General features: G+C 71.2%; 17 protein-coding genes, 1 tRNA gene and 1 pseudogene. 9 read left to right on the forward strand and 10 right to left on the reverse strand.

The window, feature by feature from the left end; genetic code table 11:
* The first annotated feature begins 117 nt into the window (after positions 1 to 117).
* Positions 118 to 1,305, forward strand: coding sequence for an Ig-like domain-containing protein (locus I4Q55_RS17735; RefSeq protein WP_206789073.1), 1,188 nt, complete (start codon positions 118 to 120; stop codon positions 1,303 to 1,305).
* Here the strand turns inward: I4Q55_RS17735 and proP are convergent.
* Positions 1,302 to 2,684: a glycine betaine/L-proline transporter ProP gene (proP, locus tag I4Q55_RS17740; protein ID WP_206789224.1), complete on the reverse strand. Its 1,383-nt coding sequence runs from the start codon at positions 2,682 to 2,684 to the stop codon at positions 1,302 to 1,304. The two genes, I4Q55_RS17735 and proP, sit on opposite strands and share 4 nt — an antisense overlap.
* A 157-nt stretch (positions 2,685 to 2,841) precedes the next feature.
* On the opposite strand from proP, the gene I4Q55_RS17745 reads away from it, so the two are divergent.
* Positions 2,842 to 4,158 (forward strand): glycosyltransferase 87 family protein, encoded by a 1,317-nt coding sequence (locus I4Q55_RS17745; RefSeq protein WP_206789075.1) that lies wholly within the window; start codon positions 2,842 to 2,844, stop codon positions 4,156 to 4,158.
* A gap of 62 nt (positions 4,159 to 4,220) precedes the next feature.
* Positions 4,221 to 5,115, forward strand: a pseudogene (locus tag I4Q55_RS17750) (IS982 family transposase).
* A gap of 116 nt (positions 5,116 to 5,231) precedes the next feature.
* Here the strand turns inward: I4Q55_RS17750 and I4Q55_RS17755 are convergent.
* Positions 5,232 to 5,307 (reverse strand) — tRNA-His (locus tag I4Q55_RS17755).
* Between the two features lie 77 nt (positions 5,308 to 5,384).
* On the reverse strand, positions 5,385 to 5,993 hold the full coding sequence (orn, locus tag I4Q55_RS17760) for an oligoribonuclease (RefSeq protein WP_206789077.1): 609 nt from the start codon (positions 5,991 to 5,993) through the stop codon (positions 5,385 to 5,387).
* A 102-nt stretch (positions 5,994 to 6,095) separates the two neighbouring features.
* Between orn and I4Q55_RS17765 the strand changes: the two genes are divergently transcribed.
* Positions 6,096 to 7,616: a helicase HerA-like domain-containing protein gene (locus I4Q55_RS17765; protein ID WP_206789078.1), complete on the forward strand. Its 1,521-nt coding sequence runs from the start codon at positions 6,096 to 6,098 to the stop codon at positions 7,614 to 7,616.
* Between the two features lie 66 nt (positions 7,617 to 7,682).
* Complete coding sequence (locus I4Q55_RS17770) at positions 7,683 to 8,060, forward strand: DUF3224 domain-containing protein (protein WP_206789079.1); 378 nt, start codon at positions 7,683 to 7,685, stop codon at positions 8,058 to 8,060.
* A 114-nt stretch (positions 8,061 to 8,174) separates the two neighbouring features.
* Here the strand turns inward: I4Q55_RS17770 and I4Q55_RS17775 are convergent, their stop codons facing one another.
* The 3 genes from I4Q55_RS17775 to I4Q55_RS17785 all read right to left on the reverse strand — a co-directional run bounded on the left by I4Q55_RS17775 (position 8,175) and on the right by I4Q55_RS17785 (position 11,410).
* Positions 8,175 to 9,200 carry a S1C family serine protease gene (locus I4Q55_RS17775; RefSeq protein ID WP_206789080.1) on the reverse strand — a complete coding sequence of 342 codons (1,026 nt, stop codon included), beginning with the start codon at positions 9,198 to 9,200 and terminating at the stop codon, positions 8,175 to 8,177.
* Positions 9,201 to 9,298: 98 nt separating this feature from the next.
* Entirely contained in the window at positions 9,299 to 10,621 is a 1,323-nt protein-coding gene (locus I4Q55_RS17780; RefSeq protein ID WP_206789081.1) for a M20 family metallopeptidase, read from the reverse strand.
* A gap of 39 nt (positions 10,622 to 10,660) precedes the next feature.
* Positions 10,661 to 11,410, reverse strand: coding sequence for a class I SAM-dependent methyltransferase (locus I4Q55_RS17785; protein ID WP_206789082.1), 750 nt, complete (start codon positions 11,408 to 11,410; stop codon positions 10,661 to 10,663).
* A 153-nt stretch (positions 11,411 to 11,563) separates the two neighbouring features.
* On the opposite strand from I4Q55_RS17785, the gene I4Q55_RS17790 reads away from it, so the two are divergent.
* From I4Q55_RS17790 to I4Q55_RS17800, 3 genes are all read left to right on the forward strand, one after another.
* Complete coding sequence (locus I4Q55_RS17790) at positions 11,564 to 12,469, forward strand: DNA-3-methyladenine glycosylase (RefSeq protein ID WP_206789083.1); 906 nt, start codon at positions 11,564 to 11,566, stop codon at positions 12,467 to 12,469.
* Positions 12,470 to 12,714: 245 nt separating this feature from the next.
* Complete coding sequence (locus I4Q55_RS17795; protein WP_206789084.1) at positions 12,715 to 13,500, forward strand: M50 family metallopeptidase; 786 nt, start codon at positions 12,715 to 12,717, stop codon at positions 13,498 to 13,500.
* A gap of 315 nt (positions 13,501 to 13,815) precedes the next feature.
* Positions 13,816 to 15,048 carry an aldehyde dehydrogenase family protein gene (locus I4Q55_RS17800; RefSeq protein WP_206789085.1) on the forward strand — a complete coding sequence of 411 codons (1,233 nt, stop codon included), beginning with the start codon at positions 13,816 to 13,818 and terminating at the stop codon, positions 15,046 to 15,048.
* Positions 15,049 to 15,188: 140 nt separating this feature from the next.
* On the opposite strand, the gene I4Q55_RS17805 is transcribed toward I4Q55_RS17800, so the two are convergent.
* Positions 15,189 to 15,440 (reverse strand): hypothetical protein, encoded by a 252-nt coding sequence (locus tag I4Q55_RS17805; RefSeq protein ID WP_206789086.1) that lies wholly within the window; start codon positions 15,438 to 15,440, stop codon positions 15,189 to 15,191.
* Between the two features lie 87 nt (positions 15,441 to 15,527).
* Between I4Q55_RS17805 and I4Q55_RS17810 the strand changes: the two genes are divergently transcribed.
* On the forward strand, positions 15,528 to 16,619 hold the full coding sequence (locus tag I4Q55_RS17810) for a dihydrofolate reductase family protein (protein WP_206789087.1): 1,092 nt from the start codon (positions 15,528 to 15,530) through the stop codon (positions 16,617 to 16,619).
* Between the two features lie 33 nt (positions 16,620 to 16,652).
* Here the strand turns inward: I4Q55_RS17810 and I4Q55_RS17815 are convergent, their stop codons facing one another.
* Genes I4Q55_RS17815 through I4Q55_RS17825 form a run of 3 tightly spaced genes read right to left on the reverse strand, consistent with a single transcriptional unit; the run spans position 16,653 to position 20,262 of the window.
* The gene (locus I4Q55_RS17815; protein ID WP_206789088.1) at positions 16,653 to 17,726 is read right to left on the reverse strand and encodes a cell wall metabolism sensor histidine kinase WalK; all 1,074 of its coding nucleotides are present in this window, start codon (positions 17,724 to 17,726) and stop codon (positions 16,653 to 16,655) included.
* A complete protein-coding gene (locus I4Q55_RS17820; RefSeq protein WP_206789089.1) occupies positions 17,723 to 18,379 on the reverse strand; it encodes a response regulator transcription factor in 657 nt (218 codons plus the stop codon). The genes I4Q55_RS17815 and I4Q55_RS17820 overlap by 4 nt, the downstream gene beginning before the upstream one ends.
* Before the next feature lie 35 nt (positions 18,380 to 18,414).
* Positions 18,415 to 20,262, reverse strand: coding sequence for a glycosyltransferase family 39 protein (locus I4Q55_RS17825; protein ID WP_206789090.1), 1,848 nt, complete (start codon positions 20,260 to 20,262; stop codon positions 18,415 to 18,417).
* Positions 20,263 to 20,299 lie beyond the last annotated feature (37 nt).

Below are 20,299 nucleotides of genomic sequence, written 5' to 3' on the forward strand. Positions count from 1 at the left end.
GCTCCGAGGCCCGTTTCAGGGGGGTCCCCTCAACCCGGTTCCGGCATTGCCGCCCCGGCGTCCCGGCTGGTCGGGCACACTGTAGTCGGACATCGACGGCGAAACAGGCGGGTGGGCATGCGGGGTATGAAGGCGCGGCTGCTGGTGGCCGCGGGGGTGATCGGCCTCACGGTGGCCGGGTGCAGCAGTAACCCTTCGGGTGAACCTCCTCGACAGACGGCGCCGCCGTCCAGTGAGACCAAGCCCGCGCCGAAGCCGGCCGTGCTCAGCCTGACGCCCGCCAAGGACGCGAAGGACGTCGCGCCCGGGGAGCCGGTGAGCGTCGTCGTCAAGGACGGGAAGGTCGGGGAGGTCAAGCTCACCGGGGCCGACGGCAAGGTCGTGGCCGGGAAGCCGCGGGCCGACGGCTCCGGGTGGGACTCCGCCGAGCCGCTCGGCTACAACAAGACCTACAAGCTGACCGCGACCGCCACCGGGACCGACGGCAAGCCGGTCACGTCGGAGTCGACCTTCAGCACCGTCAAGCCCGCCCGGCAGCTCGGCGTCTCGGTGAACCTCGCCGAAGGGGAGACCGTCGGGGTCGGGCTGCCGCTGATCTTCACCTTCACCGGGAACGTCACCGACAAGCCCGCGGCCGAGAAGGCGCTGAAGGTCACCGCGGAGCCGGCCACCGAGGGTGCCTTCCGCTGGTTCGGCGACAAGCAGGTCACCTGGCGGCCGAAGGAGTACTGGAAGAGCGGCACGAAGATCAAGGTCGACGCCGCCGTGTACGGCAAGCCGCTCGGCGGCGGCAGCTACGGCCGCGAGGACAAGACCATCACCGGCACGGTCGGCGACAAGCTCGTCGCCGTCGCCGACGGCGGGACCCACCAGATGAAGGTCAGCATCAACGACAAGGAGGTCAAGACCATGCCGACCTCCATGGGCAAGCCCGGCCACAACACGCCGCACGGCACCTACACCGTCATGAGCGAGCACAACGGCTACACGATGAACTCCGCCACCTACGGCGTGCCCGAAGACTCGCCCGACGGCTACAGCACCTTCGTCCAGTACGCGGTCCGCCTGTCCTACAGCGGCATCTTCTACCACTCCGCGCCGTGGTCGGTGCGGCAGCAGGGCCACAGCAACGTCAGCCACGGCTGCCTGAACCTGTCCACCGAGAACACGAAGTGGCTGATGGACACCTCGAAGAAGGGGGACATCGTCACGGTGCAGAACAGCGGTGGCCCGAAGCTCGAGCCGACCGACGGCTGGAGCGTGTGGCAGCTGTCCTGGGACGAGTGGCGGACGGCGGCGAACTAGCCCGACCCGCGGACCAGCTCCCGCGCTTCGGCCTCGGTCGACACCGCGGGCCCCGAGCCCCACAGCGGCTTGTTCGCCGTCTCGCGGCTGAAGTACACCGCGACGGCGCCGATCGCGCCGGCCGCCATCAAGTACCAGGCCGGCCAGAAGTCGTGGCCGGTGGCGGAGATCAGCGACTGCATCACCAGCGGCGTCGTGCCGCCGAAGAGCGACACCGAGATGTTGAACGCGATGGACAGCGCGCCGTAGCGGATCGCCGTGGGGAACAGCGCGGGCAGCGCCGCGGGCATCGACACCTCGAAGCAGAGCAGCAGCAGGCCGAGGCCCATCAGCCCGAGGAAGGTGAGGACGAGGCCGCCGTCGTGCACGAGCAGCATCAGCGGCCACGACAGCACGAGGAACCCGAGGCAGCCGGCCATCATCACCGGCTTGCGGCCGACGTGGTCGGTGATCCGCCCGCCGACCATGATGATGAGCATCATCACGACCATGACGACGATGATCAGCAGCAGCCCGTGGGTGGCGTCGAGGTGCAGCTGCTCGGACAGGTACGTCGGCATGTACGACAGCAGCATGTAGTCGGTGACGTTGAACACGAGCACCAGGCCGACGCAGATGAGCAGTGCGGGCCAGTACTCGGTGAACATCTTCCAGAACGGCTCCCCGGCCCGCCCCCGCTTCTCGGCTTCCTCGGCGTGCTTCTGGAACGCGGGCGTCTCCTCCAGCTTGAGCCGCATGTAGAGCCCGATGATGCCGAGCGGCCCGGCGACCAGGAACGGAACGCGCCAGCCCCAGTCGAGCAGGGTCTCGTGCGGAACCCAGGCCTTCATCCCGGTGACGACGGACGCCCCCAGCACGTACCCGGACAGCGTCCCGAACTCGAGCCACGACCCCATGAACCCCCGCCGCTTGTCGGGCGAGTACTCGGCGATGAAGGTGGTGGCGCCCCCGTACTCGCCCCCGGTGGAGAACCCCTGAACCATCCGGGCGAGCACGAGCAGGATGGGCGACCAGACCCCGATCGAGCTGTACGACGGGATCAACCCGATGCACAGCGTCCCGATGGCCATCATGATCATGGTGACGGCCAGCACCTTCTGCCGCCCGATCCGATCCCCCAGCGGCCCGAAGACAAGGCCCCCGAGCGGTCGCATCAGGAAGGCGGCGGTGAAGGCCCCGAAGGTCCCGATCAGCCGGACCCCAGGAGAGACACTGGCCGGGAAGAACACCTCGGCGATGGTGTCGGCGATGTAGGCGTACACGCCGAAGTCGAACCACTCCATGGCATTGCCGAGCGCGGCGGCCCCCACCGCCCGCTTGAGCAGGGACTGGTCGACGACGGTGATGTCTTCGTACCGCAGTTTCTTCCGGTTGCGCATCTTCGGTCGTGAACGTTCCACCAGAACACCGTGCACCCGGTTGGCGGTTCGCGCAGGCTGAGCCGCCTGGTCGTGAGGGTTGCCACGGCCGGGCGAAGTGCGGTTGCGACGTGGTGGTTTGCCTACACTGCGTGCTCGCGCTTCGGAGGGGGATCTGATGGCGGCGAACGTGGTGTGCGACGCGCCGGTCGAGCGGCGGCTTCCGGCGCCGCTGTGGTGGGTGGTGTCGTCCGGTGTGCTGTTGCTCATGGTGTTCGCCGGGTACACGACCTGGTCGGGTGTCTGGGCGAAAACGGGTGTCCACCTGGAGGACTTCCGGACCTACCTGGCTGCCGGTCAGGCGCTCCGGGACGGAGCTCCGCTGTACGAACCCGGGGCGGCGCGGTTGCCGACGATCGCAGGGACGTTCAAGTATCCGCCGTTCGCCGCCGAGGTCTTCTTGCCGTTGACGTTGCTGCCGAAGGTGCTGTTGCCGTTGGTGGCCGTGCTGGTGAACTTGTTCGCGCTGGTGCTGGTGGTCTGGGTGGCGCTGGGCCGGCAGGGGTACGCGGCCGATCACGGCCGGGTGGCGGCGACGGCGGCGCTGAGCGCGTTGGCGTTGCCGATGCAGCCGGTGCTGCTGAACTTCACCGTGGGCCAGGTGAATCTGCTGCTGTTGTTGCTGATCCTGCTGGATCTGACGGGCCGCGATCGCTGGTGGACGGGCGCCGGCGTGGGTGTGGCGGCCGGGATCAAGCTGATGCCGGCGGTCTTCGTGCTCTACCTGCTGGCGGCACGCAGGTTCCGGGCGGCGGCAGTGGCCGTCGGAGCCTTCGGTTTGACGGTGGCGGCGGGCTTCGCGGCATTGCCGGCGGAGTCGGCGAAGTTCTGGGCGGCAAGCGTGGTCGACCCGGCCCGGATCACGGGCAGCACCGACGCATTGGCCCCGGAAAACCAGTCGATCCGGGGAGCACTGGCCCGGGCCCTGAACATCCCGGACGTCCCATCCAGGATCTGGATCCCGGTAGCGGCAGCAGTAGCACTGGCAGCGTTGTGGACAGCAGTCCGGGCTCACAACAGGAACCAGGAGCTCCTGGCGGTGAGCGTCACGGGAGTCCTGATGGTCCTGGTGACCCCATGGACCTGGACGCACTACTGGGTCTGGTTCATCCCGTTCTTCGTGATGGCGGCATGCGCAGCCCACCGAACCCGCAAATGGCGGCCGGCCGCAGCCCTGACACTGGTCTACCTCCTGCTCTTCCCCTGGCGAGTGGGAACAGGCCGCGACGGAGTCCCCCTGGTAGGCCTGGTAATCCTCCCAGAACACCACCCACCAGCACTCCAGGCGGCAGCACACGCCCTCTACGTAACCTTGGCCGCAGCACTACTAATCCTGGCAGCAGCACACCCCACCTGGCTGAACCCGCCCACCACACAACCCGCACCCGCACCCGCCATCCAAACGCAACCACACGGACGGGGGTCCGGGGGCTAGACGAGTAATGCGTAAGTCTGGGTGGTGACCGGATACGGACGAAGGGTGTCCAAGATCCGTTTGTGACGACAGACCTGAACACCCTTCTCACCGCACTCTACGTCAAGATCGATGACCGCCTCGCGGGCAGGCGACGGATAGGCAGACCACCGAAGCTGACCGACGCCGAGCTGGTGACCCTGGCGGTGGCCCAAGCTTTGCTGGGGTTCACCTCTGAGGCCCGCTGGCTGCGGTTCCTGCCGGCCCGGATGCCCGGCGCGTTCCGGTACCTGCCCGGCCAGTCCGGCTACAACCGCCGGCTGCGTGCCGCGTTGCCGCTGGTCAAGCAGGTGATGCGCTGGCTGGCAGCCGATACCGACCTGTGGACCGACACGACCTGGATCGTCGACTCCACCCCGGTCGAATGCGGCCGATCCCGGCCCACAGTGAAACGCTCAGAGCTGGCCGGCTGGGCCCAATACGGCTACTGCCGCTCCCACTCCCGCTGGTTCTGGGGCCTGCGACTGCACCTGGTCTGCACCCCGGCCGGGCTGCCGGTCGCCTGGGCCCTGGCCGACCCCAAGGGTCGACGAGCGGCAGGTGCTCATGGCCATCTGCGACCACGAACCCCACCTGCTCACCGAACGCCCCGGCCTGCTCATCATCGCCGACAAAGGCTACGTCTCCCGCGAACTCGACCACTACCTCACCGAACGCGGAGTCCGGCTAATCCGCCCCTCCTACCGCAACCGCAAGCCCCACCCCGGCGAACCGCTGCTCAAATCCATCCGCCAGCTCATCGAGTCGGTCAACGACACCCTCAAAGGCCAACTGGATCTGGAACAGCACGGCGGACGCACCATCGAAGGCGTCGGCGTCCGCATCGCCCAACGCCTCCTGGCCCTCACCGCCACCATCTGGCACAACCGCGCCACCAGCCAACCCATCACCCGATCACTGACCGCCTACGACCACTGACCGAGTTACGCATTACTCGTCTAGCCCCCGGCGGGGGCGTGGGGGTTCGACCCCCACAAAAAGGCGAAACCCCAGCCTGGGGGAGGGCCCGCCAGGGCCCGACCAAACCGGGGTGATGGGGTGAGCGACGGGTTTCGAACCCGCGACCTCCTGGACCACAACCAGGTGCTCTACCAGCTGAGCTACGCCCACCATCGCCAAGGGGATCCACTTGCGATCACCTCGCTGGGAGTAATCGTAGCGGGTGCCCTCGACCGGTTTTCAGGGGGTCACCTTTGGTGCTGTTCCTGCACTTCAGCGGCGGCGGCTTTGGCTTCTTCGCTGGTCGGGCCGGGCTGGGGGACGAAGGCGACGCGCCGGTAGTAGTCGAGTTCGCCGATGGATTCGCGGATGTCGGCGAGCGCGCGGTGGGCGAGGCCCTTCTCGGGCTTGGCGTAGTAGATGCGCGGGTACCAGCGGCGGACGAGCTCCTTGACGGAGGAGACGTCGACCATGCGGTAGTGCAGGTGGGCGTCGAGGGCGGGCATGTCGCGGGCGATGAAGCCGCGGTCGGTCGCGATGGAGTTGCCGGCGAGGGGTGCGGTGCCGGACTCGGGGACGTGCTCGCGGATGTACTCGAGGACACGGCGTTCGGCTTCTTCGAGGGTCACGGTGGAGCGGCGGACTTCTTCGGTGAGGCCGGAGTGGGCGTGCATCTCGCGGACGACTTCGGGCATCCCGGCGAGTTTGTCCTCGTCGGCGTGGATGACGATGTCGACTCCTTCGCCGAGCACGTTCAGGTCCGCGTCGGTGACGAGGGCGGCGATTTCGATCAACGCTTCCTTGCCGAGGTCGAGCCCCGTCATTTCGCAGTCGATCCAGACTAGGCGGTCGGTCACCTGGTGACCCTAACCCGACACGGGGATGTGAAGGGCGTTACCTGCGCGTACGGCGCGTTACGCTCCCGATGTGGTCCAGGACACACTATCGGGGAGCAGCGAGTGACCGAGCAGGAGTCGCCGGCGGGGGAGATCGCCGCTGGTTATGCGAGTGAGGGTGCCGCGCTGGAGCTGGGCGCGGTGGTGATCGACGGGCAGGTGGACGCGGCGGCGGCCGTGCGGCTGCCGTTGGCGACGCTGAACCGGCACGGGCTGGTCGCGGGGGCGACCGGCACGGGCAAGACGAAGACGTTGCAGCTGATCTCCGAGCAGCTGTCGGCGGCCGGGGTGCCGGTGGTGCTCGCGGACGTGAAGGGCGACCTGTCCGGGCTGGCCGCGGCCGGCGAGGCGAACGACAAGGTCACGAAGCGTTCGCAGGAGCTCGGCGACGACTGGGCGGGCACGGCGTTCCCGGTGCAGTTCCTGTCGCTGGGCACCGGCGGGAAGGGCTCGCCGATCCGGGCGACGATCACGAGCTTCGGGCCGGTGCTGCTGGCCAAGGTGCTGGGGCTGAACGAGACGCAGGAGTCGACGCTCGGCCTGATCTTCCACTGGGCGGACCAGCGCGGCCTGGCGCTGCTGGACACGAAGGACCTCCGGTCGGTGATCACGCACCTGACCGGCGACGAGGGCAAGGAGGACCTCAAGGGCATCGGCGGGGTCTCGGCGGCGACGGCCGGGGTGATCCTGCGTGCGCTGTCCAATCTGGAGGCCCAGGGCGGCGAGGACTTCTTCGGCGAGCCCGAGCTGGACGTGCACGACCTCATGCGCCAAGCCGACGGCAGGGGCGTCGTGACGCTGCTGGAGCTGGACAACCTGCAGGCCAAGCCGGCGTTGTTCTCGACGTTCCTGATGTGGCTGCTGGCCGAGCTGTTCGAGGAGCTGCCCGAGGAGGGCGATCTCGACCAGCCGAAGCTCGTCTTCTTCTTCGACGAGGCCCACCTGCTGTTCGCCGACGCGTCGAAGGCGTTCCTCGAGCGCATCGAGCAGACCGTGAAGCTGATCCGGTCGAAGGGTGTCGGCGTCTTCTTCTGCACGCAGCTGCCCACGGACATCCCGAACGCCGTGCTCTCCCAGCTCGGCGCGCGGATCCAGCACGCGCTGCGGGCCTTCACCCCGGACGACCAGGCGGCGCTGGCCAAGACGGTCAAGACCTACCCGAAGACGAAGTTCTACGAGCTCGACGACGTGTTGACGTCGCTGGGCATCGGCGAGGCCGTCGTCACGGTGCTGTCGGAGGGGGGTGCGCCGACGCCGGTGGCGTGGACGCGGCTGCGGGCGCCGCGGTCGAAGATGGGCTCGATCGGCGACGAGGCCGTCGCCGCCGCGGTGTCTTCGTCCGACCTGCACGCGAAGTACGCCGGGACGATCGATCGGGAGTCGGCCTACGAGAAGCTGGCCGCGAAGGTCGCCGCGGCGCCCGCGCCCGAATCCGCTCCCGAGGCGCCGGCGCCCGCGAAGGAAGAGCCCGGTTTCCTGGAATCCGCCATGAAGAACCCCGCCGTGAAGTCGTTCATGCGGTCCGCGGCGAGCGCGCTGGGCCGGGAGATCACGCGCGGGTTGTTCGGCAACCGGAGGCGCTGACAAAACCTGACGCAACCTGTCAGGTATGGCTGGGACGCTGGTGGCCACATCGAAGAAGGGAACACCATGACCAGCACCGCCACCGCGTCGTTCACCGTCGACAAGTGGGAGCCCCAGGCGACCGACGAGTTCGCCGGCACCGAGCTCGCGCGGGTGATGATCGCCAAGACGTTCACCGGGGCGGTCGAGGGAACCAGCCACGTCGAGCTCCTGACGGCGAACAACGCGACTTCGCGCGCGTACGTCGGTTTCGAGCGGCTCGAGGTTGCGGTCGACGGCCGCAAGGGCAGCTTCGTCCTGCACCACACCGCCGGCGAGGAGTCCGGCATGACGGTGTCGATCCTCCCCGGTTCCGGGACGGGCGAGCTGACCGGCATCACCGGGAAGGCGGACATCGAGATCGACGGCGACGACCACCGCTTGACCCTCACCTACACGCTGTGAGCAGCACGAAGGCCGCTTCGAGAGCCCCCGATTGACTCTCGAAACGGCCTTCGCGTGTTCTCCCGCTCCCCGAAGCGGGGGGACGGGCCGCCCCGACCACGGCCCGTCCGCGTCCTAGTTGTTCACGATCTGGTCGACGATCTTCTTGGCGTCGTTGATCGGGATGGCGAAGCCGATCCCGACGCTGCCCGCCGAGCCGTTGGCCGAGGCCGTGGGGCTGTACAGCGCCGAGTTGATGCCGATCACGTTGCCCTGGGCGTCGACCAGCGCGCCACCGGAGTTGCCCTGGTTGATCGCGGCGTCGGTCTGGATCGCGGTGTAGCTGGGCGAGTCTTCGCTCTGGTTCGACGTGCGGCTGAACGGCGAGCGCTGCTGCTGCTCGCCCTGCCCGATGTCGGACAGGTTCCGGTTCAGCGCGCTGACGATGCCGGTGGTGACGGTGTTCTGCAGGCCGCCCGGCGAGCCGATCGCGACCACTTCCTGGCCGACGACGAGCTTGCTCGAGTCGCCCAGGCTGGCCGCGGTCAGGCCGCTGGCGTTCTGGGCCTGGACCACGGCGATGTCCGCCTTGGTGTCGGCGCCGACCACGCTGGCCTGGTACTTCTTGCCGTCGGACGTGATGATGACGACGTTCTGGGCGCCGTTGACGACGTGCGCGTTGGTCAGGATCCGGCCGTCGGAGGTGAGGATGACGCCGGAGCCGATGGCCTCGCCCTGGCCGGTCGTGACGTTGATCTGGACGACGCTCGGCGTCACCTTCGCCGCGACGGCGCTGACGTCGCCGGAGGTCGGGTTCGAGACCGTCTGCCCGTTCGCCGCCGGTGTGCTGACCGACGTCGTCGCGCCGTCCGCCGAGTTCGTCGTGAGCCCGACGATCGCCGCGCCGCCGACGCCGCCGACCAGCGCGGCACCGAGCGCGGTCGCGCTGACGATCATCGCGACCCGGCCGCCCTTGCGCGGCTTCGCCTTCAGTGCCGTGGGGGCCTGGCCGCCCGGGGGCTGCGGGGTGAAGAGCGGATTCGGCGCCGCCTGCTGCTGGTAGGCGTGCTGCGCGTACGGCCCGTACTGCGGGGTGGTGTGCTGGTGCGGCTGGTGCCCACCGGGTGAGGCGGGGCCGGGCCGGCTCTCGTTCTCGGTCATGGCACCAGATTCGCGCCCGTGCTTGTGAGCAGCCTGTGGAAATACCTCAGGCTTTGCTGAGAAGAATCAGCTGAGAAAACTCAGCCGATCCTCAGGTGTCAGGCGAAGAACGACGGGATGTCCAGCGCACCTCCCGCCGCCTCGAACTCGTCGTGCACTGCCTGCCGCAGCTCGGCGTCGCCGAGGTAGTCGGCGGCGGTCAGGGCCAGCCCGAGTGCGCCGTCACGGACTCCCGCGTCGCCCGTCTCCGACCCGGCCGCGGCCGCGAACTCCTTGGTGTGCAACGCAACCGTCGGCCCCGAGACCGCGAGCATGGGGTGCAGCGCGGGCATGCGGTACGAGAGGTTGCCCAGGTCGGTGGAGCCGGTGAGCGACTCCGGCACGATGCCCGGTGGCAGCGGCTTGCGGCCGGTGATCACCTGGTTGGCCGACCAGCGTCCGGCGAGCGCGGTGTTGAACCGGATCGGCAGGTAGGCCGCCTGGGCGTCCCAGATCAGCTCGACACCGCAGCCGGTCATCGCCGCGGCGCCTTCGGCGATCGACGTCATGCGCGCGGCGAGGTCGCGCAGGGTCTCCGGGGTCTGGGACCGCAGGTAGAACAGCAACGCGGCCCGCGCCGGGATGACGTTGGGCCGGGCGCCGCCGTCGGTGAACACGCCGTGGACGCGGTCGCTCTGCGGGAGCTGCTGGCGCAGTGCCGAGACGCCTTGGTACGCGGCGACGGCGGCGTCGAGCGCGTTGCGGCCCATGAACGGCTGGGCGCTCGCGTGCGCGCCGACGCCGTGGAAGACCATCTCCAGCTGGCGCCGCCCGAGGAACGGGTGCAGCGCGATGTCGTGGCTGAACGGGTGCAGCATGATCACCGCGTCGACGTCGTCGAACACGCCGGCGCGGGCGAGGATCTCCTTGCCGCCCCCGCCTTCTTCGGCGGGCGTGCCGATCAGGCTGACGCGGCCGCCGAGCCGCTCGGCGACGGTGGCGGCGCCGAGGAAGCCGCCCGCGGCGGTGGTGCAGATGATGTTGTGGCCGCACGCGTGGCCGAGCCCGGGCAGCGCGTCGTACTCGGCGAGGACGGCGATGTGCGGGCCGTCCCGCTTCGGTGTGCTGACGCGCAGCGCGGTGTCGAGCCCGCCGACACCGACCGTGGCTTCGTGGCCGTGGCGGTTCAGGAGGTCGGCGAGCGCGCGTACGGACCGGTGCTCGGCGAACCCCTCTTCGGGGTGGGCGTGCAGATCTTGGCTCAACGCCACCAGATCGGGTGAGCTGCGCTCGACGGCGGCGGTCACTTCGGCCCGCGTCGCCTCGTCCGCGCCGGTGTGTGGCGAGGACAGCGGTTCGGCGGCCGCGACGGCGTCGGCGGTGGCCTCGACCAGGGAACGCAGGTAGCTGTCGTCGGGCGGGACGGGGTCGGTGTGGGTCATGGGGCGATGCTAACCGGGACCCCCGACAATCCGCGGTGCTCAGCCGAGCCGGCCCGCGACGATCTGCGTGACGCCGGCGTACCGTTCGCTGATTTCCGTGAAGCCGCGGGCGCGCAGGTTCGCCGCGATTTCCCCGCGGTCGAACATCTTCTGACCGCTCACGAGCCCGCCGGCCGATTCGAGCAGGCGGGCGGGCTGCCGGCTGCGGCGGGCGCTGGTCAGCAGCACGATCCGGCCGCCCGGTTTCAGTACACGCGCGAAGGAGTCCAACGCGGTCTCCGGCTCGGCGAACATGTGAAGCGCGGCGAAGCAGCAGAGTCCATCCACAGTGGACGGTTTCAGTGGCAGGTGCACGGCGTCCGCGCGCAGGTAGGCGACGGTGTCCGAACCGCCCTCGGCCACGGCCTTGGCGAGCATGGTGCGGGCGCCGTCGAGCCCGATGGCGAGCCCGTCCGGGCCGACGGCCGCGCCGAACGCGCGGGTGAACCGGCCGGTTCCGCAGGCCACGTCGAGCGCGGTGTGACCCGGCTGCAGGGCGAGGTGCTGCGTGGCGAGCCGGATTTCCCCCGCCATGCTCGGCCCGAGCGGGCCTTTGAGCGCCCGGCCGAGGGTGGGGCGCCAGTAGCGCTCGTAGACCTGCGGGAGCAGGGTCGTGCGCATCAGGCGCTGTGTGAGCCCGGTCGGCGGCCCGGCCTGGTCCGCGGCGCCCAGCAGGTCGAGGTAGCCGTTCTCCGCCTCGGCCGGCGTCCCGAGCAGGGACTGGAGGCGGTCGGAAGCGCTGGTCGGCACGGGTCCTCCCGGGATTCGGATACCGGCAGTATGCCAACTCTCCGGCCACTCGATCGAGTGAACAAATCCGCGCTCAGGCGTTCGACGCCCGGAATTGTCGGTCCCCCTTCCTAGCGTCGCGGCCAAGGTTCCGATCCGATCCGAGGAGGAGAGATGACGACGATTTCCCGCCCGTGTGGCGAGATCGCGGTGCACGGCGAGTTCGACCTGGCCGCGGCGGCCCGCTTCCTGACCGGCTTCGCCCCCGCCGGGCAGCCGGAGTCCGAGCCCGGCGCACTCCGGGTGGCGTTCGCGTTGGAGGGCGAATGGACACCGGTGGGAGCGGTGCTGCGGCAGAGATCGCCCGGCGAGGTCACGGTCGAGGTCCACGGCCCGGCCGACCACACCGAAGCGGTGGTGGCACAGGTGCGGAGGGTGTGTTCGCTGGACATCGACGCCACGGCGTTCCCGGAGGTAGGCGCCCGGGATCCGGTGGTGTCTCTGCTGCAGGGGCTGCACCCGGGCCTGCGCCCGGTGTTGTTCGCATCGCCGTACGAGGCGGCGTGCTGGGCGGTGCTGAGCCACCGCATCTGGATGACGCAGGCGGTCCGGCTGCGCCGGCGCTTGACCGAGCGCTACGGCACGGAGGTCGAGGTGGGCGGCTGCAGGCTGCGGACGTTCCCGACGCCGGCGGCACTGGCGAAGCTGGAGTACCTGCCGGGTCTCCCGGGCTCGAAGCTGCCACGCCTGCGAGCGATAGCCGAGGCGGCGGCCGAGGGAAGGCTGGACGCGGCGGCGTTGCGCGCCATGCCGGCCGAGGAGGCGTTGAAGGAACTGCAGCTGTTGCCCGGCATCGGCCGCTTCAGCGCGGAGCTGACCCTGATCCGCGGAGCCGGCCACCCGGACGTGTTCCCTCACGGCGAAACCCGCCTCCACGAGATCCTGCGCGACGCGTACCACCTCCCGGACGCGGGAGCCGAGGAGCTGGCGGAGATCGCCCAGGCCTGGGCGCCGTTCCGGAGCTGGGTGTCGTTTTTGTTCCGGGTGGAGGGAGAGGCGCGGATGCGGGAGTCGCGATGAGCCGATCTTGGCGGCGGCCCGCCGTCCGCCGGCGGCTGGTCTGCTCGCCGGGTTCGGATCCGGTTCGCGCGGCGATGCCTCGGTCCGTGCGCTGAGGCTGATCGGTCTCGGAGACCGCGTGCGGGCCGGTCCACACCGGTCACCCAGACAGAGAGGAGAACACCACGACCCAATACCGGAACCCGCGAAGCGGCGATCGGTGGGGACTCACAGTAGCCAGATATCGCCTGTGGTGAGGTGTCCGGGTGAGCTCGCCCGTTCCTCTCGCGCTCGGCGGCCCGGCCGGTGACGCCCTGTCAGCGTTCCCCGCGGCTGCCGCCACCGACCCCTCGGCGGCCGGTTCGCTGCTCGAACAGGCCCAGGCCCCCGCGGTGATCACGCTGGTCGCCGGCGGTGTCGCCCTGCTGGTGGTGCTGGTCGGCGGAACGGCGTGGCGGCGGGCGCGCAACGTCGTCACGATGGTGCACGAGGCCGGCCACGCGCTGGCCGCGGTGCTGGTCGGACGGCGGCTGCAGGGCATCAAGCTGCACTCGGACACCTCGGGCGTCACCGTCTCGCGCGGCAAGCCCGAGGGCCCGGGCATGGCCTTCACCGCGATGGCCGGGTACCTGGCGCCGTCGGTCCTGGGACTGCTGTTCGCGAGCCTGCTGGGCGCCGACCTGGTCGGCACGGTGCTGGTCCTGATCGCGCTGCTACTGCTCGGCGTACTGGTGATGGTCCGCAACGCCTACGGGGTGTTCACGGTCGTCGCCAGCGCGGCGGTGCTCGCGCTGGTCGCGTTCGTCGCGCCCGTCGAGGTCCAGGCGCCGTTCAGCTACCTGGTGACGTGGTTCCTGCTGTTCGGAGGCGTGCGCCCGGTGGTGGAGCTGCAGATCAAGCGACGCCGCGGCCAGGCCCGCGACTCCGACGCGGACCAGCTGGGCCGCCTCACGGCAGTGCCGCCGGTCCTGTGGGTCCTGGTCTTCGCGGTGGCAACGATCAGCTGCCTCCTGGCCGGCGCGCTGTGGCTGCTGGAGCCCGTCGCCAAGTAGCCCGCCGACGGCTCCGTTGTGGCCACCCGGCGCGGGTGCTGCTCGCTGGTCCCCGCTGCGGCCGGGGCAAGGCTTCGACCGCACGGCACTGAGTCCGCACGGCACCGACCACCGCCGCGGCCATCGGTCGCTGCCGGAGAACGCGCAGCCGCCCGCCCGGCGTCCCGTCGCGGAGTGCGCTGCCGGCCACCCTCGGTGCGTGCCGGCCACGCACGGGCGACGGCGGCCCCGGCCCGTGACCGGCAGCAGAGCCCCTGGCCGGCCGGTGTCCGGCATGCGGCAAACTGGTGGTCCGCGCGGAGGGAGACGAAAACGATGGACGAGGTCGCCAAGGCTGTCGAGGAGTGCGCACGGGCGGCGAAGCTGGCCGCGCCGTCGCTGGCCGCTGCGAGCACTCAGGCCGTCGACGCCGCTCTCACCGGGATGGCCGAACGGCTGCTCGCGCACCGCGACGAGATCCTCGAAGCCAACCAGGCCGACGTCGAGCGTGCGAAGGCCGACGGGATGAGCGCCGGTCTGCTCGACCGGCTCACCATCACCCCCGAGCGCCTCACCGGCATGGCCGAACAGCTGCGGCTGCTCGCCGGCGCCCCGCACCAGGAACGCTCGGTCGACGTGTCCACCCTGGACGGCGGGCTGCGGCTGGTCGAGCGGCGGCGTCCGGTCGGCGTCATCGGCGCGAACTACGAGGCGCGGCCGAACGTCACCGTCGACGTGGCCTCCCAGCTGGTCAAGTCGCGCAACGCCGGCGTCCTGCGCACCGGCTCGGCGGCGCTCGGGTCGGCCCAGCGGCTGCGCGAGGTCGTCATCGCGCCGGCGCTCGCGGCGGCGGGCATCGACGCCGACTGCGTGCAGCTCGTCCCGCGGGTCGAGCGGGAGGCGGCGTCCGCGCTCGTGCGGCTGCCCGGCCTCGTGCCGCTGGTCATCCTGCGCGGCAGCGGGGACAGCACCCGCGCCCTCGCCACCGAGGCCGCGGTCCACGGCGTGCGCACCCTCGCCCACGCCGATGGCGGCGGTGTCCTCTACGTCGACCGCGGGGCGGACGTCACCAAGGCGCGCGACCTCGTCCACGCCAGCCTCGACCGGCTGGGCGTCTGCAACCGGCTGAACCTGCTGCTCATCCACGAGGACATCCACGACGACGCCTGGCCCGCGCTCTCGGACGCCCTCGCCGAGCGCGGGGTCACGCCGTCGCTGGCTCCGCACGAGCACCCCATCGGCTACGAGTGGGCGCTGGACTCCGACCGGGAGGCGACCGTCACGGTCGCCAAGGTCGGCTCGCTCGGCGACGCCGTCGAGATCGCCAACGAGCGTACCTCCGGCCTGGCGGCGGGCATCGCCACCGAGGACGAGTCGGCCGCCGACGCCTTCTTCGACGGCTACACCGGCACGGGCGTCTTCTGGAACGCCCCGACCCGCCTCCTCGACGGCTTCAAGCTGCTCGCGGTCCCGGAAACCGGCATCAACCTCGACAAGGTCCCCGGCCCGCGCGGCCCGGTGACGTACACGGACCTCTACGTCCGCCAGTACGCGGTCCTGCCGGGCTGAGCCGCGGTCGCCGCGGCGGACCCGCCGGCCTCGTCGCTTCGAGGCGGACTCGCCGGCCGCGCGGGCGCTGCTCGCCCGGTTCCAGGCCGGTGCCGCGCCCGCCGAGGGTGATCCCGGCAGCCGAGCCAAGCCGGGCCCGGTCAGCGCGTCGGCGGAACACCCGCCAGCTTGCGGAGCTCCTTCACCGTGTCCGCGGCGTTGGTGACCAGCTCGGCGGGCTCGCCGGTGTTGCCGGAATACGAATAGATCGCCGTCGGGCCGTCGCTGATGGCGATGGCCGCGACCAGGCGGCCTTCGGGGTCGCGGGTGAGTCCGGTCGTCACCGACACTTCCCGGCCGACGGTGTCGACCGTGGTGAGCGTCCGCTCCTTGTACCAGCCTCGCGTGGTCATGTTGGGCAGCTCCGGGGGATGGGCACGACAGGGGGATACGTCGTAGGACGCGGGGACCGCCCCGGGCGTTACGGCATACTGGGCCGGGTGATCTCCCGGCCGCACGTCCTGTTGTCCGCCGCGCAGTCGCTCGACGGCTACCTCGACGACACCTCGCCCGAGCGGCTCGTTCTGTCCACAGAGGACGACTTCGCGGTCGTCGACCGGCTGCGGGCCGAGGCCGACGCCGTCTTCGTCGGGGCCGGGACCGTGCGGGCCGACAACCCGCGGCTGCTCGTCCGCTCGCCCGAGCTGCGGCGGCAACGGCTCGAGCGGGGGAAGCGCGAACAGCCCGTCAAGGTCACCGTGACCACCCGCGGCCTCGACCCGGACGCCCAGTTCTTCACCGTCGGCGACACCGAAAAGATCGTCTACGCGCCGCCCGGGGCCGCCGACGCGCTCAAGCACGTGGCCACCGTCGTCGACGCCGGGGATCCGCCGGACTTCGGGCGCATCCTCGACGACCTCGGCGCGCGCGGCATCGGACACCTGCTGGTCGAGGGCGGCGGCGCGATCCACACGCGGTTCCTCACCGAGGGTCTCGCCGACGAGCTGCGGCTGGCCGTCGCGCCGTTCTTCGTCGGGCAGCCGGACGCGCCGCGGTTCGTCGGGCCGGGACTTTACCCGCGGCCGCTCATCCTGACCGCCGCGAACGAGTTGCAGGGGATGGCGATCCTCGAATACCGCGCCGCCGCCGAACCGACCGGCCGGGATGTCCGGCGCCTGCGGGAAGCCATCGCGCTCGCCGCCGAATGCCCGCCCAGCCACACCTTCCGGGTCGGCGCCGTGATCACCGACGCCGACGGCGAGGTCGTCGCCACCGGGCATTCCGGCGAAGGCGACCCGAACAACCACGCCGAAGAAGCCGCGCTGGCCAAGTGCGCCGGCGATCCGCGGCTGGCCGGGGCGACCATGTACAGCTCGCTGGAACCGTGCAGTCACCGCAGTTCCCACCCGCGCAGCTGCACCCAGCTCGTCCTCGACGCCGGGATCCCGCGGGTCGTGTTCGCCTGGCGCGAGCCGCCCGTCTTCGTCGACGCCCAGGGCACCGAGCTGCTGCGGCAGGCCGGACGGCACGTCGTCGAAGTGCCCGCGCTGACGCCAGAGGTCCAGCGCGAGAACACCCACCTCGACTTCTGAGACTTCAGGGTGCCGCCGCCCGGCGTCGTCTTCTCACGCCGCCGGCAGCGACACGACCACCACCAGCCCGCCCTCCGGCCGGGCGCGGGCCACCACTTCGCCGCCGTGCGCGTGCGCCACCGACCGCACGATCGACAACCCGAGCCCCGCCCCCTCCGCGGCCACCCGGGCCCGCCGGTGGAACGGGTCGAACAGCGCCGGCACCTCGGCCGGCGGGATCACCGGGCCGCTGTTGGCCACCTCCAGCTCCACCCATCCCGGCACCGAGCGGGTCGTCACGCGCACCCAGCCGCCGGGCACGTTGTGCCGGGTCGCGTTCTCCACCAGGTTGTGCGCCAGCCGCTCCAGGAGCAGCGCGTCGCCGATCGTCGTCGCCTCGGCCAGGGACTGCTCCGCCGACGGCGGTGCCACGTGCGCCGCCACCGCCGCCAGGTCGACCGGGCCGCGCTCGGTCAGCGCGCTCTCCGACTTCGCCAGCAGGAGCAACCCGCTGATCAGCTTCTCGTGCCGCGCGTTGATCTGCAGCAGCTTGCCGCCGAGCTCCCGGACGTCGCTGCCGCGGCGCATCGCCACCTCGACCAGCGACCGGTTCAGCGTCAGGGGCGTGCGCAGCTCGTGCGACGCGTTCGCGACGAAGCGGCGTTGCGCGTCGAACGAGCGGTCCAGGCGCTCGACCATCACGTCGAACGCGTCCGCCAGGTTCTTCACCTCGTCTTCGGGCCCGCGCAAGGCGATCCGCGCGTGCCCGCCCGGGTCGGCCGCCGCGGCGATGCGGCGGGCGGTGTCCGTCACCTGGCGCAACGGGGCCAGGGCCCGCCCTGCCACCAGCCAGCCGAGGCCGGCCGCCAGCACCGCCACCGCGGCGAGCGCGATCGCGCCCTGCGTCAGCAACGACGTCGCCGCCGCCGCGCGCAGCTGGTGGGCCTGGTTGTCCAGCGCCTCCAGCGAAGGCAGCGGGGGCGCGCCGGGGGGCGGGCTGCCCGAGATCACCGCCACCCGCTGCCCGACCTGCCGGGTGAACAGCAGGTACGTGACGCCCAGCAGCGCCACGCCCGCCAGCAGGAACAGGCCGCCGTAGAGCACGGTCAGCCGCAGGCGGAGGTTCACCGGAGGCGGTAGCCGACGCCGGTGACCGTCTCCACCAGCGGTGGGTCGCCGAGCTTGCGGCGCAGCTTGAGGATCGTCAGCCGGACGGCGCCGGTGAACGGGTCCGCGTGCTCGTCCCACGCCTTCTCCAGCAGGTGTTCGGCGGACACGGCGGCGCCGTCGGCGCGCAGCAGCTCGGCGAGCACGGCGAACTCCTTTTTGGACAGTGGCAGGTAACGCCCGTCGCGGAACACCTCGTGCCGCGCCGGGTCGAGTGTGACGCCGGAGCGGCGCAGCACCGGTGCCGCGGCCGGGCGGCAGCGGCGGCCCAGCGACTGGATGCGCGCGGCCAGCTCGGGGAACGCGAACGGCTTCGCCAGGTAGTCGTCGGCGCCGAGGGACAGCCCGGCGACGCGGTCGGTGACCTCCGCGGCCGCGGTCAGCATCAGCACCCGCGTGTCCGCCCGCGCCGACACCAGCTCGCGGCAGACGTCGTCGCCGTGCACGACCGGCAGGTCCCGGTCGAGCACGACGACGTCGTAGCTGTGCACGGCGATCCGCTCGAGCGCCGCGCCGCCGTCGTGGGCGATGTCGACCGCGTGGGCGTCGTCGCGCAGCCACTGGGCGATCGCGTCCGCGAGCATCGGCTCGTCCTCCACCACCAGGACCCGCATGCCCCGATGATCGCGATGGCGGTGTTTCTTCGCCGTTAGCACCGGTAGAGGGTGTCCGCGCCGCCGACGAGCCGCACCTGACCGGCCGGGGACCGCCCGCCGTAGGCCGCGGGGTCGACGACCGCGCAGTGCTGGTCGATCCAGCGCCGCCGCGCTTCCTGCACAGGACTCCGCGGCGGCCCGGCCTGCGGGGTACCCGCGCTGCTCAGCACGAACCGCAGCTTGCCTTCGGCGAGCCACCGGTCGAGCTGTGCGACCGACGGCGCGTCGTCGCGGCCGCCGAAGCCGCCCATGCCGATCACGGTGGCGTCGGAGCCGATGAGGAACGGCGCGACCGTCCCCGCTTCGGCGTTCACCGCCAGGGTGATCTCGGTGCCGTTCCGGCGGGCGTAGTCGAGGATGCGGCGTTGTTCGCCGGACAGCGTGGTGGCGCCGTCGCCGCCCGCGAGCATCAACCTCGGCCCACCGGACGACGGTGGCGGCATCGGCCCGGGTCCGCCTCCGGGCAGAGTCGCGGGGCCGGCGGCCGGCAGCGTCCCGGCGGTGGTGCTCTGCGCCGCCGCGGACGACCAGACGGCGGGCGTGAGCAGTAGCGGCACCAGCCCGGCGACGAGCGTCAGCCGGCTTCGCGTGACCAGGAGCCCGGCGACGGCGGCGACGGCCGTGCCGAGCACCGCCCAGCGCGTCCAGCCGTGGAAGGACGTGTCCCGCGATGTCAGCACGAACGCCCAAGCCGCGGTCACCGCGATCGCCAGGGGCAGCAGGGTCCGCCGGTGGTGCCGCCACAGCAGCGCGAGCCCGGCGGCGGAGACCGCGGCGACGGCAGGCGCCATCGCCGTCGTGTAGTACGGGTGCCAGATGCCGCCGGCGAAGCTGAACACCGCCGTCGTCACCAGCAGCCAGCCGCCCCAGAGCAGCCAGCCGGCGTTCCGCCACCGGCGCCCGATGACGACCAGGACGAGCAGCGAAAGCGGCAGCAGCCACGAGATCTGCCCGCCGACGAGGTCGTTGAACATCCGGCCGGGTCCGGGGTCGCCACCGAACGACGACATGGTCTGCTGCCCGTTCCGCATGATCATCATGCCGCCGCCCCCGCCATCGCCGGAGAGGCGGCCGAAGCCGTTGTAGCCGAACACGAGGTCCCAGGCCGAGCCGTCCCGGCTGCCGCCCATGTACGGCTTGGCACCGGGCCACCAGTCGTACAGGGCGATCCACCAGAACGACGAGACGACCAGCACGACCCCGGCGCCGAGCAGGTCGAGGAGACGGCGCTTGGCGGGCCCGGTCGTCCCGGCGAAGTACGCGACAGCCAGGGCGGGCACGACGATCCACGCCTGCAGCATCTTGGTCAGGAAGCCGCAGCCGACGAAGAAGGCGCACCAGAACAGCCACTTCCGCCCGTCTTCGAGCGCGCGGGTCAGCGCGTACGCGGCGGCGACGAGGAACAGGACGAGCAGGGTGTCGGGGTTGTTGCCGCGGTTGATGACCACGGTCACCGGCGTGAGCGCCAGGATGACCGCGGCCAGCAGGGCGACGTGCTCGCCGGCCCACCGCCGGACCGTCCGGTGCAGCAGGAACACCGCCGCGACGCCTTCGAGCACCTGCGGCAGCAGGAGTGCCCAGCCGTGGTAGCCGAAGACCAGCGTGGAGAGCGCCTGCGGCCACAGCGCGAACGGCGGTTTGTCGACCGTGACGACGCCGTAGGGGTCGAAGGAGCCGAAGAGGAAGTTGGTGAAGCTCTCCGTCATCGACTTGGCTGCGGCGGAGTAGTAGGTGTTGCCGAGCTGGCCGTCGCCGATCTTCCAGGCGTAGAGGACGGCGGCGCCGAGGCAGACGAGGGGAAGCGCCCAGGGGCGGGTTCTCGGAGGGGCGGCGGTGATCATGACCGCCACCCAACTCCGGCCCGCGTTTCCCGGGCGT

Origin of the sequence: Amycolatopsis sp. MtRt-6, assembly GCF_017308975.1 — a bacterium.
Taxonomy (GTDB): Bacteria; Actinomycetota; Actinomycetes; order Mycobacteriales; family Pseudonocardiaceae; genus Amycolatopsis.

Excerpts from the sequence above, each read along its gene's own strand:
- I4Q55_RS17735 (WP_206789073.1), top strand. The coding sequence starts at position 118 with ATGCGGGGTATGAAGGCGCGGCTGCTGGTGGCCGCGGGGGTGATCGGC.
- proP (WP_206789224.1), bottom strand. The coding sequence starts at position 2,684 with ATGCGCAACCGGAAGAAACTGCGGTACGAAGACATCACCGTCGTCGAC.
- I4Q55_RS17745 (WP_206789075.1), top strand. The coding sequence starts at position 2,842 with ATGGCGGCGAACGTGGTGTGCGACGCGCCGGTCGAGCGGCGGCTTCCG.
- I4Q55_RS17770 (WP_206789079.1), top strand. The coding sequence starts at position 7,683 with ATGACCAGCACCGCCACCGCGTCGTTCACCGTCGACAAGTGGGAGCCC.
- I4Q55_RS17775 (WP_206789080.1), bottom strand. The coding sequence starts at position 9,200 with ATGACCGAGAACGAGAGCCGGCCCGGCCCCGCCTCACCCGGTGGGCAC.
- I4Q55_RS17780 (WP_206789081.1), bottom strand. The coding sequence starts at position 10,621 with ATGACCCACACCGACCCCGTCCCGCCCGACGACAGCTACCTGCGTTCC.
- I4Q55_RS17790 (WP_206789083.1), top strand. The coding sequence starts at position 11,564 with ATGACGACGATTTCCCGCCCGTGTGGCGAGATCGCGGTGCACGGCGAG.
- I4Q55_RS17800 (WP_206789085.1), top strand. The coding sequence starts at position 13,816 with ATGGACGAGGTCGCCAAGGCTGTCGAGGAGTGCGCACGGGCGGCGAAG.
- I4Q55_RS17805 (WP_206789086.1), bottom strand. The coding sequence starts at position 15,440 with ATGACCACGCGAGGCTGGTACAAGGAGCGGACGCTCACCACGGTCGAC.
- I4Q55_RS17820 (WP_206789089.1), bottom strand. The coding sequence starts at position 18,379 with ATGCGGGTCCTGGTGGTGGAGGACGAGCCGATGCTCGCGGACGCGATC.
- I4Q55_RS17825 (WP_206789090.1), bottom strand. The coding sequence starts at position 20,262 with ATGATCACCGCCGCCCCTCCGAGAACCCGCCCCTGGGCGCTTCCCCTC.